The sequence below is a fragment of the Streptomyces sp. NPDC049687 genome (assembly GCF_044465285.1).
Classification (GTDB): Bacteria; Actinomycetota; Actinomycetes; order Streptomycetales; family Streptomycetaceae; genus Streptomyces.
In genome coordinates, this window is record NZ_JBITLN010000002.1 from 419,854 (window position 1) to 435,271 (window position 15,418).

14 protein-coding genes are annotated in these 15,418 nt (G+C 73.1%); 9 read left to right on the top strand and 5 right to left on the bottom strand.

Annotated elements, in window-relative coordinates:
• Window positions 1-6: 6 nt before the first annotated feature.
• Window positions 7-240, bottom strand: coding sequence for a DUF5133 domain-containing protein (locus ACIBVL_RS06960; protein ID WP_399093051.1), 234 nt, complete (start codon window positions 238-240; stop codon window positions 7-9).
• 222 nt (window positions 241-462) lie between these two features.
• On the opposite strand from ACIBVL_RS06960, the gene ACIBVL_RS06965 reads away from it, so the two are divergent.
• The 4 genes from ACIBVL_RS06965 (at window position 463) to ACIBVL_RS06980 (ending at window position 4,993) form a co-directional block, all read left to right on the top strand.
• Window positions 463-2,079, top strand: coding sequence for a PucR family transcriptional regulator (locus ACIBVL_RS06965; protein ID WP_399093054.1), 1,617 nt, complete (start codon window positions 463-465; stop codon window positions 2,077-2,079).
• 114 nt (window positions 2,080-2,193) lie between these two features.
• Entirely contained in the window at window positions 2,194-3,552 is a 1,359-nt protein-coding gene (locus ACIBVL_RS06970) for a diaminopimelate decarboxylase (RefSeq protein WP_399093057.1), read from the top strand.
• A gap of 75 nt (window positions 3,553-3,627) precedes the next feature.
• Window positions 3,628-3,966: a hypothetical protein gene (locus tag ACIBVL_RS06975; protein WP_399093060.1), complete on the top strand. Its 339-nt coding sequence runs from the start codon at window positions 3,628-3,630 to the stop codon at window positions 3,964-3,966.
• A gap of 127 nt (window positions 3,967-4,093) precedes the next feature.
• Window positions 4,094-4,993 carry a Gfo/Idh/MocA family protein gene (locus tag ACIBVL_RS06980; protein WP_399093063.1) on the top strand — a complete coding sequence of 300 codons (900 nt, stop codon included), beginning with the start codon at window positions 4,094-4,096 and terminating at the stop codon, window positions 4,991-4,993.
• Window positions 4,994-5,009: 16 nt separating this feature from the next.
• Here ACIBVL_RS06980 and ACIBVL_RS06985 read toward each other — a convergent pair whose 3' ends face one another.
• A complete protein-coding gene (locus tag ACIBVL_RS06985) occupies window positions 5,010-5,897 on the bottom strand; it encodes a GNAT family N-acetyltransferase (protein WP_399093066.1) in 888 nt (295 codons plus the stop codon).
• 232 nt (window positions 5,898-6,129) lie between these two features.
• Here ACIBVL_RS06985 and ACIBVL_RS06990 point away from each other — a divergent pair, with 232 nt between their 5' ends.
• Window positions 6,130-7,221, top strand: coding sequence for a PP2C family protein-serine/threonine phosphatase (locus ACIBVL_RS06990; protein ID WP_399093070.1), 1,092 nt, complete (start codon window positions 6,130-6,132; stop codon window positions 7,219-7,221).
• Here ACIBVL_RS06990 and ACIBVL_RS06995 read toward each other — a convergent pair.
• The gene (locus ACIBVL_RS06995) at window positions 7,178-9,433 is read right to left on the bottom strand and encodes an MMPL family transporter (RefSeq protein WP_399093073.1); all 2,256 of its coding nucleotides are present in this window, start codon (window positions 9,431-9,433) and stop codon (window positions 7,178-7,180) included. The genes ACIBVL_RS06990 and ACIBVL_RS06995 overlap by 44 nt on opposite strands.
• A gap of 112 nt (window positions 9,434-9,545) precedes the next feature.
• On the opposite strand from ACIBVL_RS06995, the gene ACIBVL_RS07000 reads away from it, so the two are divergent.
• Entirely contained in the window at window positions 9,546-9,752 is a 207-nt protein-coding gene (locus ACIBVL_RS07000; protein WP_399093076.1) for a hypothetical protein, read from the top strand.
• 51 nt (window positions 9,753-9,803) lie between these two features.
• Window positions 9,804-11,207 (top strand): Si-specific NAD(P)(+) transhydrogenase, encoded by a 1,404-nt coding sequence (sthA, locus tag ACIBVL_RS07005; RefSeq protein WP_399093079.1) that lies wholly within the window; start codon window positions 9,804-9,806, stop codon window positions 11,205-11,207.
• Between the two features lie 4 nt (window positions 11,208-11,211).
• Here the strand turns inward: sthA and ACIBVL_RS07010 are convergent, their stop codons facing one another.
• Entirely contained in the window at window positions 11,212-11,673 is a 462-nt protein-coding gene (locus tag ACIBVL_RS07010) for a DUF5709 domain-containing protein (protein WP_399093082.1), read from the bottom strand.
• A gap of 326 nt (window positions 11,674-11,999) precedes the next feature.
• On the opposite strand from ACIBVL_RS07010, the gene ACIBVL_RS07015 reads away from it, so the two are divergent.
• Both ACIBVL_RS07015 and ACIBVL_RS07020 read left to right on the top strand, forming a co-directional pair.
• Window positions 12,000-13,475: an APC family permease gene (locus ACIBVL_RS07015; RefSeq protein ID WP_399093085.1), complete on the top strand. Its 1,476-nt coding sequence runs from the start codon at window positions 12,000-12,002 to the stop codon at window positions 13,473-13,475.
• An 11-nt stretch (window positions 13,476-13,486) separates the two neighbouring features.
• On the top strand, window positions 13,487-14,446 hold the full coding sequence (locus ACIBVL_RS07020; RefSeq protein WP_399093088.1) for a hypothetical protein: 960 nt from the start codon (window positions 13,487-13,489) through the stop codon (window positions 14,444-14,446).
• Window positions 14,447-14,515: 69 nt separating this feature from the next.
• Here ACIBVL_RS07020 and prcB read toward each other — a convergent pair whose 3' ends face one another.
• The gene (gene prcB, locus ACIBVL_RS07025) at window positions 14,516-15,373 is read right to left on the bottom strand and encodes a proteasome subunit beta (RefSeq protein WP_399093091.1); all 858 of its coding nucleotides are present in this window, start codon (window positions 15,371-15,373) and stop codon (window positions 14,516-14,518) included.
• Between the last annotated feature and the right edge of the window lie 45 nt (window positions 15,374-15,418).

The following is a 15,418-nucleotide window of genomic DNA, read 5'->3' on the forward strand; positions in this document are numbered from 1 at the left end:
AACCGCTCAGACGGCGAGCGACAACCCCTTGCCGGCCGACGTGGCCCGGGACTCGAGCAGGGCGTCCGCCGCGGCGAGCGCCTCGCGGACCTCGGATGTGCCCATCAGCACACAGAGCGTGTAGGTCACGTCCCGCAGCTCACGGGCCGTCTCCGGCCGCTCCTGCTCCGCCTGAGCGATCCTCAGCGTCGCGTACCGGGTCAACAACGTCCTGGCTACCTTGGGGTCCGGAACGATCACGAGCGCCCCTCTCTACAGTTGTTGCGCTGCGTGTGCCCGGAGCTGGGCGAATCATGCGCACGGGGCGGACGTGTCACCCTCCGGGGGCACTATCGCGCCACGCGGGTTCGTGCCGTACGTAACGCGGGCACGCACGCTGAGTCACGCACGTTCCCCTTCGTGCCACGCCACTCGTGCGCGGTGCGGGTCCGTCACTTCCAGACTGCGAGGAGTACACCCCGAATGGACGACGCCACGGCCGTGACGTTGCGGTCCCTGCTGGCCTTCGAGGACGGCAACGCGCTGCGCCTGCTGTGCGCGCCCGCCGCGGCCGACACCGCGGTGCGGCGGATCGCGGTCGGTCTGGACGACCTGAGCCCCGGTCAGGAGGGCGTCCTGCTGCTGGCGGTCGGGGCGGCCCCCGTCGCCGGGACGGTCGAGGAGGCCGCCCGGCGGGGTGCCTGCGCCGTCGTCCTGGGCGAGGCGGACGAGGGACTCGTGCCGGTGGCCCGCGAGGCCGGCATCGCGCTCCTGGCGCGCGCCGAGGGCACCGACTGGGCCGAGGCCGCCGCGCTGCTGCGGTCGGCGCTGTCGTACGTCGGCGCCGGCCGGGAGGAAGACACCGAGCCGCTGCGGGGCCCGGAGGCGGCGCCCTCGCTCGCCGTGCTGGCGGCGCGGGTCGCGGCGTACGTGAAGGGGTCGATCACCATCGAGGACACCCGGCTGCGGGTCCTGGCCCACTCCGCGACCGGCCCCGGGGCCGACGCGCTGCGCCGGACCGTCATCCTCGGCGGCCGGGTGCCGGACTGGCGGGTGGCCGAGCTGCGCCGCAGCGGGCTGCTGCGGGCCCTGTGGACCTCGCCGGACGTCATTCACAGGGCGGCCGACGGCGACAACCCCGAGCGGCTGGTGGTCGCCGTGCGCAGCGGCCGGGAGGTGCTCGGGTCGATCTGGGCGGCGGCGGACGGCGCGGCGCTGGCCCCGGACGCCGCCCGCTATCTGCGTACCGCCGCCGGGCTGGCCGCTCCCCTGCTGGTGCGCGAGCGGCTGCGGGAGAGCGGCACGGCACACCGCCGGGAGGCCGCGCTGCGCGGACTGCTGCACGGGCTCGGGGACCGCCGTACGCACGCCTGGTCACTGGGGCTGTCCCCGGACGCGCCGTGCGCGGTGGTGGTGGCCGAACGCCGGCCCACGGGACGGGCCGACGACCGCTCCCTGGACGTACTCGTCCTGGAGATCTCGGCGCACCGCCCCGGCACGGGTGTCCTGCGGGACGGCGACCGGCTGGCGCTGCTGCTCACCGGGGAGGGTGCGGCGGCGGACCACGAGAAGGCCGTACGGGCCGTCGTGCGCGACCTGGACGCGGCCGTCTCCTCGCTGCCCGGCGCGGGGGCGGTGTGGCTGGGCGTCGGCCCGGTGGTGCCGCCGGAGCGGGCCGCGTGGTCGCAGGAGCGGGCGATGCTGGTCGTACGGGCGCTGCGGGAGCGGGAGGCCCGGGCGTCCGCCGCCGGACGGCCCCGGCCGGCGCGCTTCTCGGACGCCGCCGGCGTGGGCGCCCCGCTGGAGGTGCTGCGGGTGCTGGACGCGGTGCGGCCGGTGTGGGAGTCGGGGGCCGGACCGGTCCACGAGCTGATCCGCGCGGATCTCGCCACGGGCGGGGAGCTGGTCCGGACGCTGGCGGAGTGGTGCGACACCGGGGGCGACGTCCCGGAGGCGGCCCGTCGGCTCCTCGTGCACCCCAACACGCTCCGCTACCGCCTGGGCCGGGTCCGGGAGCGGTACGACGTGGACCTGGACGACCCCGACACGCGGCTGCTGCTGGCCCTGGCGGTCCGACTGGCCGCTCCTCCGTCGCCCTGAGGTTGTGGGCGGACACAGGGATTGCGGTCGTCTTTGGACCGTACTCCAAAGACGTATGCCTCGTCGGGGGGTGAACCTGGAAGTGTCCCGCCCCTCACCGAAGGAGACCCGGACGTGTCGCTTCCCACCCCGCACCCCACCTCGCCGCCCGCCGAGAAGCTCGCGCCCGCCGTCCGGCAGGCCGTCGCCGACGGCCTGCTGACCGAGGACCGGCCGGTGGCCGGCTTCCTCGACGTCCGGGGCGTGCGCGAAAGCGTCGCCGCGCTGCACGAGGCGTTCGCGGACGTGCCGGACGTGCTGCACGCCTTCGCGGCCAAGGCCTGCCCCCTGGTACCCGTACTACGGCTGCTCGCCGACGCCGGGATGGGCTGCGAGGTGGCGAGCCCCGGCGAGCTGCGGCTGGCGCTGGACGCGGGCTTCGCCCCCGCGCGTGTCGTGCTGGACTCCCCCGCCAAGACCCGCCGGGAGATCCGGGAGGCACTGGAGCTGGGCGTCGCGGTGAACGCCGACAACCTCGCCGAACTCGACCGGATCGACGTCCTGCGCCCCGCCGACTGCGCCTCCGTCCTCGGGCTGCGGGTCAATCCGCAGGTCGGCAGCGGCTCCATCGGCGCGATGAGCACCGCGACCGCGCACTCCAAGTTCGGCGTGGCCCTGCGCGACCCCGGCGCCCGTGAGCGCGTCGTCCAGGCCTTCGCACGGCGCCCCTGGCTGACCCGGCTGCACGCGCACGTCGGCTCGCAGGGCTGCCCCCTGCCGCTGATCGCGCAGGGGCTCGCGGCACTGCACCGGCTCGCCGAGGAGATCAACGCGCGCGTCGGCCGCCGTCAGGTCACCAGCCTCGACCTCGGTGGCGGGCTGCCGGTGAACTTCGCCGACGACTGCGTCACGCCGTCCTACGCCGAGTACGTGGCCGCGCTCACGGCCGTGGAGCCGGCCCTGCTGGACGGCCGCTACCAGGTGGTGACCGAGTTCGGGCGCTCCCTGCTCGCCAAGAACGGCTTCACCGCCGCGCTCGTCGAGTACGTCAAGGAAGCGGGCGGCCGCCGGATCGCGCTCACCCACGCCGGCGCCCACCTCGCCACCCGGACGGTGTTCATGCCGGAGGCCTGGCCGCTGCGGATCTCCGCGTACGGCCCCGACGGCACGCCGAAGCGGACGCCCGTGGTGCCGCAGGACGTCGCCGGGCCCCTCTGCTTCGCCGGGGACGTCGTCGCCCACGCCCGCCCGCTGCCCGAACTCGACGAGGGGGACGTGGTCGTCCTGCACGACACGGGCGCCTACTACTTCTCGGCGCCCTGGGCGTACAACAGCCTGGCCAGGCCCGCCGTGTACGGCTATCTGGAGCAGGGAGGCCGGATCGAGTTCGCGGCGGTCCGGCCCGCCCAGTCGCTGCGGGAGATCTCCCTGGAGAGCGGCCTGGACCTGGCGGACGCGCTGCTGACGGGTTTCGCCGCGCCCTCCCTGCCCTGATCCGGCGGAGAGTGGCGTGCATCACCTGGCCGATTCTGAGCACCCGTCCCGCTGTCGCCGGACGAGGAGAGAACCGTGCTCTGGGTCGCCGTACTGCTGCTGCCGTCCCTGTCAGCCCTGCTGGCGCTCATGGACCGTGTCGAGGACCAACTGCTGGCCCCCGCCACGGCCAGGCGCCGGCACGCGGCACGCCGACGGCATCTGTACCTGATCGGGGGCACCACGGCAGTGCGCGCGGGGGCCACGGACGGGCCCGCGCACAGGGCCGGCCCGGCGGAGGCTCGATCGGCGCACTCGGGCGAACCGGCGAAGGCTCAGCCGGCGCCCTCGGGCCGAGCCGCCGAGGCCCTGGCGGCGGACGCGGGGTCGGCGGCGGACCACGAGGGTCGGCCGTCGGGGGCGCGGGCCGCCTGAAAGGGCCGTGCCCGGCCGCCTGAAGTGGGCGTTCCCCGGACGGGGGCGCACCCCGGGCTACCCCCGGCAAACTTCGTGTGCGAGGCTCGCCCACGGTCTGTTCTCTACAGCAGGGAGAGCCAACAGCATGCGTATCGGTCTGCTCGGCACCGGTCCCTGGGCCGGGATGGTCCACGCCCCCGTCCTCGCCTCGCACGACGGTCTCGACTTCGCGGGGGTGTGGGGCCGCCGGCCGGAGGCCGCCAAGGAGCTGGCGGACCGTCACGGGACGCGGCCCTACGACGACGTCGACGCGCTGCTCGCGGACGTGGACGCGGTCGCCGTCGCGTTGCCGCCGGACGTGCAGGCGGAGCTGGCGGTCCGGGCCGCCGGCGCGGGCTGCCATCTGCTGCTCGACAAGCCCGTCGCCACCAGGCCGGCCGCGGCACGGGCCGTGGTACGGGCCGCCGAGGAGGCCGGCGTCGCCTCGGTCGTCTTCTTCACCACCCGGTTCCTGTCCGAGACCGGCGACTGGATCGCCGAACAGGCCCGGACCGGGGGCTGGTTCACGGCGCACGCCCAGTGGCTGGGATCGGTGTTCGCCGAGGAGAACGGGAGCCCGTTCGCCACGCCCTGGCGGCGGGAGAAGGGCGCCCTGTGGGACGTGGGCCCGCACGCCCTGTCCGTCCTGCTGCCCGTACTCGGCGACGTCCGCCGGGTGACGGCCGCGGCGGCCGGCCCGGGCGACACCGTCCACCTGGTCCTCGACCACACCGGCGGCGCCTCCAGCACGGTGACCCTCAGTCTGACGGCCCCGCCCCAGGCATCGGGCGCGGGCATCGAGGTGTACGGCGCGTCCGGGGTCACCCGGCTGCCGCAGCCCACGGGAAGCGCCGCCGACGCCCTCACCCGGGCCGCGGACGAACTGTGCGCCGCGGCCCGGGACGGCAGTCCGCACCCCTGCGACGCCGCCTTCGGCCTGCGCGTCACCGAGATACTCGCCGACGCCGAGGCCCTGTTGGGCGACGGCGTCGGCGCAACACCCTGACTCCGGGGGGACCTCGTCAGCGGGCGTCGAAGTTCGCCCGTTCGCGTACGACGGGGTAGCCCGCCTCGGCGAAGTGGGCGGCCATGGGGAAGTTGCCCTGGTCGGTCGCGGCGGCGATGAACTGCGCGCCCCGTTCGACGAGGTAGTGGGTGCACTCGGCGAGGAGGTCGTAGGCGTACCCGTGGCCGCGGTGTTCCGGCAGGACGCCGATGAAGCCGACGCAGGGGCCGGAGGGGTTGTGGGCCGGGATGTGGATGCCGACCGGATCGCCGTCCGGGGTGTACGCGACCTGCCACCACTCGCGCGGGGACGGGCACCAGCGGAAGAAGTCCAGCTCCTCCTGGGCGGCTTGGTCGAGTCCGCCCTCCTCGACGGCCTTCAGGGCGTGGGCGTCGAGGGTGGCGGAGTGGATGCGGCGCAGGGCGTCGAAGAACACCGCGTCGTCGGGCTCGGGGGCGAACCGCAGCCTGCCGGGGCGGTCGGGAAGGCCGCACTCCGGTGTCCAGCGGTACACGAAGCGTTCCACGAGCAGGGTGTGGCCGGCGGCGCGGGCGGCAGCGTAACGGGCCTCGGCGGCCGCCCGCAGGGCGGGGTCCTGGCGCCAGCCACCGGGCAGGGCCAGTTCCAGGCCGACCCGCCAGGGCGCGGTGCGCAGGAGTTCGGCGCCCGCCTCCTCCTCTCCGTCGGCGAAGTCGAACCACTCGACGACGACGGGTTCGCCGTCGTCGGGTCCGCCCCACCATGCGGCGCGGGCCACGACCCGGCCGTCGCGCAGGGCGACCCGCTTCCATTCGGGGCGGTATGTCGCGTTGCGGAACGCCTCGGCCGCGCGCAGCGGGTCGGGCAGGGTGTCGAAGAGATGGACGTCGCGCTCGTCGAGCGCGCGGATGACCGGATCGGTCACGGATTCCTCCGGGATACGGACGGCTTGGTGCGCTCCCGGGCGTCGGACACGGAGGTCAGACGTGGCACGCCGGGGTCACGGAACGGGAGCGCGGGGCGGATGAGTACGTCATCGGCGCTCGCCTCCTTCCGTGGTGTCCGGGCGTGCGGTCACACGCTACGGAGTCGTCCTCGACCGCGTCCAACGGTTTTCTCGGCGTGCGGCGGCCGGTGCCGGGGTGGAGCGTGGTGATGTGGCACGAGTGGACGGGGACCGGCGGAGCTGGCTGCGGGGCGCGCCCGCGCCGCCCTGGGTGCGGGCACTGCCCATCCTGCTGATCGCGGGCGTCGGCGCGGCGACGCTGGCGAGCCCCGAGCGGCTCGACATCGGCTTCCTGCTGGGTGCCATCCCGCCGCTGGCGGTGCTGTCGTACGGCCCCGTGGCGACCGCGGTGCTCGGCGCGGCCGTGGTCGTGATGCTCAACGTGCCGGCGTTCGGACTGGACCGGCCGGGCCGGACCGACCTCCTGACGGTCTGTTTCGTCGCCCTGCTGAGCGTGTTCGTGGCGTTCGTGCGCAGCCGCCGGGACGAGCAGGCGGACATGGAGCGCATGGTCGCGGAGGCGGCGCAGCGCGCCGTGGTGCCCTCGGTGCCGGAGCGGGTGGGTCCGGTGTGCTGTGCGGGCCTGTACCGGGCGGCCGAGCGCGGGACGCTGGTCGGCGGCGACTTCTTCGACGTACGGGAGAGCGCGCACGGGGTGCGGGCGGTGCTGGGGGACGTCAAGGGGCACGGACTGGCGGCGATCGCGACGGTGGCGTCCCTGATGGGGGCGTTCCGGGAGGCGGTGCTCGACCAGCCGTCCCTGGAGGCGGTGGCGGCCCGCCTCGACCGGCGGCTGGCGGTGGACTCGGCGCGGGTCCCGCACGCCGAGCTGTTCGCGACGGCCGTCCTGCTGGAGTTCGCGCCGGCCGCGGACGCCGTACGGATCGTGGTGTGCGGGCATCCGCCGCCGGTGCTGCTGCGCGACGGTACGGCGACGGAGGTGGCCCTCGCCCCGTGGACGCCGCTGGGTCTCGGCCTCCCGGACGCGGCCCGGCCCGTCGGCCACGCCGTGCCCCTGCTCCCCGGCGACCGCCTCTTCCTCGCCTCCGACGGCGTCTGGGAGGCCAGGAACACCGCCGGCGCCTTCTATCCCCTCACCGACCGGCTGCCCGCCCTCACCGCCGGCACCGACCCGGCGACCACGGCCGAGCGTGTCTGGGCGGATCTGCTGCGTCACTCCCCCACCGTCGGCGACGACGTCACGATGCTCGTTCTCGCGCCCGGCCGTCCGGCTCGCCGCTGAGGTTCTCGGCGTCCCCCTCGGCGTCGATGTGCGGCAGGATCCGGTCCAGCCAGCGCGGCGTCCACCAGGCGTGCGCCCCGAGCAGGGTCATCACCGCGGGCACCATGAGCAGCCGTACGACGGTGGCGTCGATGAGCACGCTGACGGCGAGGCCCAGGCCCAGCATCTTGACGACGATGCTGTCGCTGATGAGGAACGCCGCGAACACGCTCACCATGATCAGGGCCGCACAGGTGATCACCCGGGCGGTGATCTCCAGGGCGTGGGCGACGGAGTCCTTGGCGTCGCCGGTGCGCTTCCAGGCCTCGTGGACGCGGGAGAGCAGGAAGATCTCGTAGTCCATGCTGAGGCCGAAGATGATGGCGAACATCATCATCGGCACATAGCTCTCGATGGGCACGTCGCCGTTGACGCCCAGCGCGGGGCCGCCCCAGCCCCACTGGAAGACGGCGACGACGACGCCGTAGGAGGCCGTGATCGACAGGACGTTGAGGACGGCGGCCTTGACCGCGACGAGGAGGCCGCGGAAGACGGCGAGGATGATCAGGAAGGCGAGGGCGACGACCACCCCGATGATCAGGGGCAGCCGGCTGGCCACGATGTCGCGGAAGTCCACCTGGGCGGCCGTGGTGCCGGTGACGTACCCCTTGGCGTCGTAGCCGGAGACGGCGTCGGGGAGGGTGTCGTCCTTGAGCCGGTTCGTCAGGTCGGTGGTGGTGGCGTCCTGCGGGGCCTGGGTGGAGTAGACGGTGGCGATCAGGACGTCGCCGTCCTCGGTGGCCGTCAGCGGGGTGACCGTGGCCGCGTCGGGGACGGCGTTCAGGGTCTTCTGCGCCTGGGAGGTGAGGTCGGAGCGTTTGTCCGAGGGGACGTCCGTCTGGTCGATGACGACGGTGAGGGGCCCGTTGGAGCCGGGGCCGAAGGCGTCGGTCATCAGGTCGTAGGCACGCCGGTCGGTGAAGGACGTCGGGTCGGCGCCGTCTCCGATGTGGCCGAGCTGGATGGAGAAGACGGGGATGGCGAGGATCGCGATGACGGCGACGCCGGCCCCGAGGTACTCCCAGGGTCTGCGCTCGACGCGTCTGGCGTAGCGGTGCCAGGTGCCGTGCGGGGTGGCGCCCGGTTCGGCGTCGGTCTCGGCGACCGGTTCGCGCACGTGGTAGCGGTCGATGTGCCGGCCGATGAGCCCGAGAAGGGCGGGGACGAGGGTGAGGGCGCCGACGACGGCGGAGACGACCGTGATGGCGGCGGCGAGGCCGAGCTTGCCGATGAAGGACACCCCGGAGGCGTAGAGGCCCGCGAGCGCGATGATCACGGTGGTGCCGGAGACCAGGACGGCGCGGCCGCTGGTGGCGGTGGCGTGTCCGGCGGCCTCTGCGGGATCGGCGCCGTTCATGAGGTTCTGCCGGTGCCGGGTGATCAGGAAGAGGGCGTAGTCGATGCCGACGCCCAGGCCGATCATGGTGGCGAGGGTCGGTGAGACGGTCGCGAAGGTGAAGGCGGCGGCGAGCAGGCCGAGGCAGGCGAGACCGCCGACGACGCTGATCAGCGCGGTGACCAGCGGCAGACCGGCGGCGATGACGCTGCCGAAGCCGACGAGCAGGACCACGACGGCGACCGCGAACCCGATCAGCTCGCTGACCCGGTCGTCGGCCGTGGGCCGGGCCAGTTCGCCGAGCGAGCCGCCGTACTCGACCTCGGCGCCGGCCTCCCGCAGCGGCTGGACCGCCTTGTCGACGCCGGTCAGGTAGTCGTCGCCGAGGGTGGAGGGCTGGACGTCGAAGCGGATGGTGATGTACCCGGTCCTGCCGTCGTCGGATACCGGGCCGACCTTGCCGGGGGTCTGCGAGAGCGGATTCTGCGCGGCGAGCACATGGGGCAGTTTCTGCAGGTCACCGACGGTGGTGGACATCTGGGACCCGAGGGCGCTCAGCGCCTGCTTGTCGTCGTGCAGGACGATCTGGCTGCTGTAGCCGCCGGCCTGGGGGTCGTGCTCCTTCAGGACCTCCAGGCCCTTCTCGGACTGCACGTCCGACAGCTGGAAGTTGTCCTCGTAGGTTCCGCCGACGGAGCGGTCGATCACCTGGAGGGCGACCAGGGCCACCAGCCAGGCGACGATGACGAACAAGGAGTGATGGGCGCACCAGGCGCCGAGCCTGCGCAGTCCCCCGCGTCGCGGGTCCCCGGCGGTGGTGGGTGCCATAGGGCCCATTGCACGCCCGCCCGATCTTCCCGGCATCTCAGCCGCGTCTGATCGGATTGCACGGCGCGGCTCCAGGATGAATGGTGTTAGTACATTCCTTCGGACGCGAGGAGCAGACATCATGCCGACGTCACAGCCCGGCGCCGCCCGGCCCTCCCCGGAACGCGTCACCCCGGACAACCTGCTCCACACGCGCACCGGCACCGAAGTGTCGCCTGAGGACATGGTCCTGGCCACGGGCAGGGACCTCACCCCGCGCAACCTCGAGTGGGCCCGGCGCAAGCTCGACAAGGAGGGCCCGAGCGCGATCGAGAAGCTGCTGCCCTAGAAGTCCGTACGCTCTTTCGCTGTGGGCCCCCGCGCTGTCAGACTGCGGAGGGTGCCCGACTTCGACATGCTCGTCCTCGGATCAGGTCCCGGCGGTCAGAAGGCCGCCATCGCCGCGGCCAAACTGGGCCGCCGAGTCGCCGTCGTCGACCGCCCCGACATGGTCGGCGGGGTCTCCCTCCACACCGGCACCATCCCCTCCAAGACCCTGCGCGAGGCGGTGCTGTACCTCACCGGTCTCACCCAGCGCGACCTGTACGGACAGAGCTACCGGCTGAAGGAGGACATCACCGTCGCCGATCTCACCGCGCGCACCCAGCACGTGGTCGGCCGGGAGATCGACGTCATCCGCAGCCAGCTGTCCCGCAACCACGTCTCCGTGTTCGCCGGCACGGGCCGGTTCGTCGACGCCCACACCGTCGCGCTGCGCGAGATCAGCGGCCAGGAGCGGCTGATCAGCGCCGACCACGTCGTCATCGCCACCGGGACCAGGCCCGCGCGCCCGGACAGCGTGGAGTTCGACGGGCGGACCATCCTCGACTCCGACAACGTCCTGACGATCGAGCGGGTGCCGCGGTCCATGGTGATCGTGGGCGCGGGTGTCATCGGCATGGAATACGCCAGCATGTTCGCCGCGCTCGGCAGCAAGGTCACGGTGGTGGAGAAGAGGGCCGGGATGCTCGACATGTGCGACGTCGAGGTCATCGAGTCGCTCAAGTACCACCTGCGGGACCTGGCGGTCACCTTCCGGTTCGGGGAGACCGTCGCCGCCGTGGAACGGCATCCGCGGGGTGCGCTGACCGTGCTGGCCAGCGGCAAGAAGATCCCCGCGGACGCCGTGATGTACTCGGCGGGCCGGCAGGGCCTGACCGACGGACTCGACCTGCACCGGGCGGGGCTGACGGCGGACCGGCGCGGCCGGATCGAGGTGGACGAGCACTACCGTACGCAGGTCCCGCACATCTTCGCCGTCGGTGACGTCATCGGCTTCCCGGCGCTGGCGGCGACGGCGATGGAACAGGGCCGGGCGGCCGCCTACCACGCCTTCGGAGAGCCGGTCGGGCAGATGCACCACCTCCAGCCGATCGGTATCTACACCATCCCGGAGATCAGCTTCGTGGGGCGCACGGAGGACCAGCTCACCGAGGACAGCGTGCCGTTCGAGGTGGGTGTCGCCCGCTACCGGGAGCTGGCGCGCGGGCAGATCATCGGCGACGCGCACGGCATGCTGAAGCTGTTGGTCTCGCCCGAGGACCGCACGCTTCTCGGCGTGCACTGCTTCGGGGCCGGCGCGACCGAGCTGATCCACATCGGGCAGTCGGTGATGGGCTGCGGCGGGACGGTCGACTACCTGGTCGACGCGGTGTTCAACTACCCGACGCTGGCGGAGTCGTACAAGGTCGCCGCGCTGGACGCCACCAACCGGCTGCGGCAGTTGGACCGGATCGGGGACTGATCATTCACTCCTCGATGATGTGAACGGCGGCCTCCTCGGCGCCCGCCGCCCCGCCGTCGATCCCCTTGTCCTCGGCGACCTCCTCCTTGGTGGTGTCGGGGTGGGCGCCCTCGTCCGGGGCGACCAGACGGCCGGCGCGGGCGTCGCCGACCTCGGGGTCGAGGGGTTCTCCCGCCCCGTCGGGGAGGTCGCCGATGCCGTCCCCGGCCGGCTCGGAGACGTCCGGGACCTCCTGGGCGAGGCGCTGGTCGAGGGTCTCGCCGTCGTGCTGCTCGGCCGCGGTGGTGCCGTGTTTCGTGACGCCGAGCGGCTTCTCGGGCGGGGAGTAGCCTTCGTCCAGGGTGTCGTCGTAGGTGCGTTCGTCGAGGGCGTCCTGGAGGTCGAGCGGGGCGGCGTCCTCCTGCTCCTCGTTCGTGCCGGTGGGCTGGTAGGCGTCGTCGCCCATCGCCGCGGACCCGGTACCCATGGGTGCCTCCCTCGTCTTCGGACTGCTGGTGTCCCCGTCCGCGTTTCCCGTGTCGCCCGCTCCAATCGCGGTACCTGCCGCGCCCGCGCGGACGCACGGTTACCCACCCGTCAATCTTGAAAGCTCAAGCGGTGGGGCTATCATCACTCGCACACTGGGTGTGACCGTTCCTGAACGCTCTGGTGACCGGCAACCGCCGTGCTCCTCCCCGCCGTCGTTTCCCGAGGACATCCCTCTCCGGTGCGCGGCGGTGCTCCACCCTCACCCCCCATACGCCGTCGTACCGTTCCCCACCGGCGGTGTGCACGAAGGAAAGCGGCACAAGCATGAGCAACAGCACCGGAAGAGGGCTGCAGGCCAACGTCCTCGGCACCTTCGACACGGTGGTGATGGCGGTCGCGGGCAGCGCACCGGCGTACTCCATCGCCGCCACGACGGCGGTCCTGGTGGGCGCGGTGGGCCTGGCCAGCCCGGCGGCGCTGCTGTACTGCGCGATACCGATGCTGGGCATCGCGCTCGCCTTCAGCCGGCTCAGCCGGATCGACGTGAACGCGGGCGCCAGTTACTCATGGGTGGGCCGGACCCTCCACCCCTTCCTCGGCTTCCTCAGCGGCTGGGCGCTGGTCGTCTCGGCGACCATCTTCATGGTGGCGGGATCGCTGCCGGCCGGTTCGATGACACTCGCCCTCTTCGACGAGGGCCTCGCCGACGACACGGCGCTGTCCACGGTGGTGGGGGCGGCCTGGTTCCTGGTGATGCTGGCGGTGGTGCTGGGCGGGGCCCGGCTCACCGTGCGCGCCCAGCTGATCATGTCGGGTGTGGAACTGGCCGTCCTGGCGGTGTTCGCGCTGCTCGCCTGCTTCCACACGAAGGACAACGCGCTGCCGTTCGACTGGTCCTGGCTCGGGTTCAGCCACTTCGACGGGGTCTCCGGCTTCGCGTCGGGCGCGCTCGTGGCGGCGTTCTACTACTGGGGCTGGGACGTGACCAGCAACCTCAGCGAGGAGACCCGCAACAGCCGCCGTACGACCGGCCTCGCGGGCCTGGTCGGCGTCGGCATCGTCTTCCTGCTCTTCGAGGTGTTCACCATCGCCGTGAACATCGTCCTCAGTTCGCAGCGGATCGAGGACAACGGGGCGAACGTGCTGGGCGCACTCGGCGAGGAGCTGTGGCCTGGCGTGGGCGGCAAGGTGCTGATCGTCGCCGTGATGCTGTCCACCATCGCCACGCTGGAGACGACGCTCATCCAGGTGACGCGCTCGCTGTTCGCGATGGGCCGCGACCGTACGATGCCGTCCGCGCTGGGCCGGGTGCACCGCACCTGGAACACGCCGTGGATCGCGATCGCCGTGGTCGGCGGGGTGGCGCTGGCGATGTTCGTCGCCTCCAACGCGCTGGGCTCGGTGGGCGACATCCTGGCCGACGCGATCTCGGCGATCGGGCTGCAGATCGCGGTCTACTACGGCCTCGCGGGCCTGGCGGCGGTCGTCGCCTACCGCAGGACGCTGCTGCGGTCCCCGTCCGACTTCCTCCTCGGCGGGCTGTGGCCGCTGTTCGGGGCGGCGTTCATGTTCTGGATCTTCGCGGAGTCGCTCGGCGAGCTGGAGCCGGCGGCGATCGCCATCGGCATCGGCGGGCTCGCCGTGGGGCTGGTGCCGATGCTCTGGTACTGGCGGCAGGGCAGCGACTACTACCGGCCGGCCCGGCTGGACGCCTCGCGGACCGTCGAGGCGGACTACGTCCCCGACGGGCACGCGGCCGCGCACTCCACCGCCTACGAGGGTCTCCCGACCGACTTCTGAGAGGAACCCCGTTGGCGCGAGACCGTTTCGCTCCCGACTTCGACCCCGACTGCGGGGACGCGTCCCTCTCCTCCGCACGGCACGACATCGTCATCGGGCGCTGGCAGGGCCTGCGGGAACTGCTGCGCACGACCGGCCCCGACTGGCTCGCCCGCGGCCACCGGGTGCGGCTGCTGGCGCAGGCCTGCGCGGGCAGTTCGACGGTGGAGACCTGGCTGGCCGCCGAGCCGCGCAGCGCCGACGCGCTGGTGCTGCGGGCGGCCACGGAGACCGCCCGGGCGTTCAACCTGGCCATCGCCGCGGGCCGGGGCGTGCCGATCGACCAGCAGCGCGTCGACGCGGCGGTGCTGGCGTGCCTGTCGGCCGCCGAGGCGTACCTGGACGACCCCACGCCGTGGATCTCGCTGATCTCGGTGGCCCGCCTCTACCCGGCCGGGGTGCGCCGGCAGGAGATGGCGCGCTGGTGGGACGAGCTGCACCGGCGGGACCCGTTCAGCATGGAGGGCCACCTCCAGGTGCTGCACTACTACTCCGCCCGCTGGCACGGCTCGCACGGCCTGATGTACGACTTCGCCCGCGACGCCGCCGGGGTCGCCCCGCCGGGCTGCCCGCTGCCGGTCCTCGTCCAGTACGCCCGCGTCGAGGAGTACCGCCACGCCGTCGACACCCCCCGGGGCCGCCCCGCCACGGTGGGGCTCGCCCAGCACTGGAACAACGACGGCGCGGTGAGCGACGTCCGCCGCACCTGGGAGCGGTGGATCACCGGCCGGCCGGACTCGGTCATCGCCCCCGGCGAACTCCGTGACGTCAACTACCTGGCTCATGCGGCCTGTTGGGCGGACGCGGACGACGTGGCCACGCCGTTGCTGCGACTGCTCGGGCGGCGTGCCACCCGTACTCCCTGGTCCTACACGGGGGATCCGGCCCAGCAGCTGCTGCGATGGCACAAGGGGTGGGTGCCGCGTTCGTGAATACCGTGGTCGGCCGCGGGTCGTCCGTGGCTGGTCACGCGGTTCCCCGCGCCCTTGGGGCGTTGCGCTTCACGCTGTTGCGTTCGGGCCGTCCGGTCGCCGGCTGCGGTGGGCGACCATCTCGCGGCTCAGTTCCTCGGTCTCCGGCTCGGACAGCCGCTCGAAACCCTCCTCGGTGATGACCGAGACGATCGGGAAGATACGGCGGCTGATGTCGGGGCCACCGGTGGCGGAGTCGTCGTCGGCCGCGTCGTAGAGTGCCTGGAGCGCGGCCAGGGACGCCTCGCGGCGGGTCATGCCGGGGCGGAACAGCTTCTTCAGGGCGCCGCGGGCGTACGGGGATCCGGAGCCCTCGGCGTGGAAGGGCGCCTTCTCGTACAGGCCGCCGGCCACGTCGAAGCTGAAGATGCGGCCCTTGGCGCCCTCGGGGGCGGTGAAGTCGTAGCCCGCGAGGAGGGGGACGACGGCGAGGCCCTGCATGGCCTGGCCGAGGTTCTGCCGGATCATCGTGGCGAGCCGGCGCGCCTTGGCGCCGAGGGTCATGGGGACGCCCTCGACCTTCTCGAAGTGGGTGAGCTCGACCTGGTACAGCTTCACCATGTCCAGGGCGAGTCCGACGGTGCCGGCGAAGGCGACGGCGGTGTGGTCGTCCGCCGGGTGCACCTTCTCCAGGTCGCGCTGGGCGATGAGGTTGCCCATCGTGGCCCGGCGGTCGCCTGCGACGAGGACGCCGTCGCGGTAGGAGAGGGCGAGGACCGTGGTGCCGTGCGGGAACCGGTCCGGGGCGGCCCGCACACCGTCCGGGAAGGGGCGGCGGGTCGGGAGCAGTTCGGGCCGGTGTGCCGCCAGGAACTCGCTGAAGGACGAGCTCCCCGGCGTGAAGAACTCCTCCGCCGGCCGACCCTCGTGCCCACTGCCTGCCGCCATGCCACTCCCCCTCGCCCGCCCGGTCACCGACATCCCCTACCTACC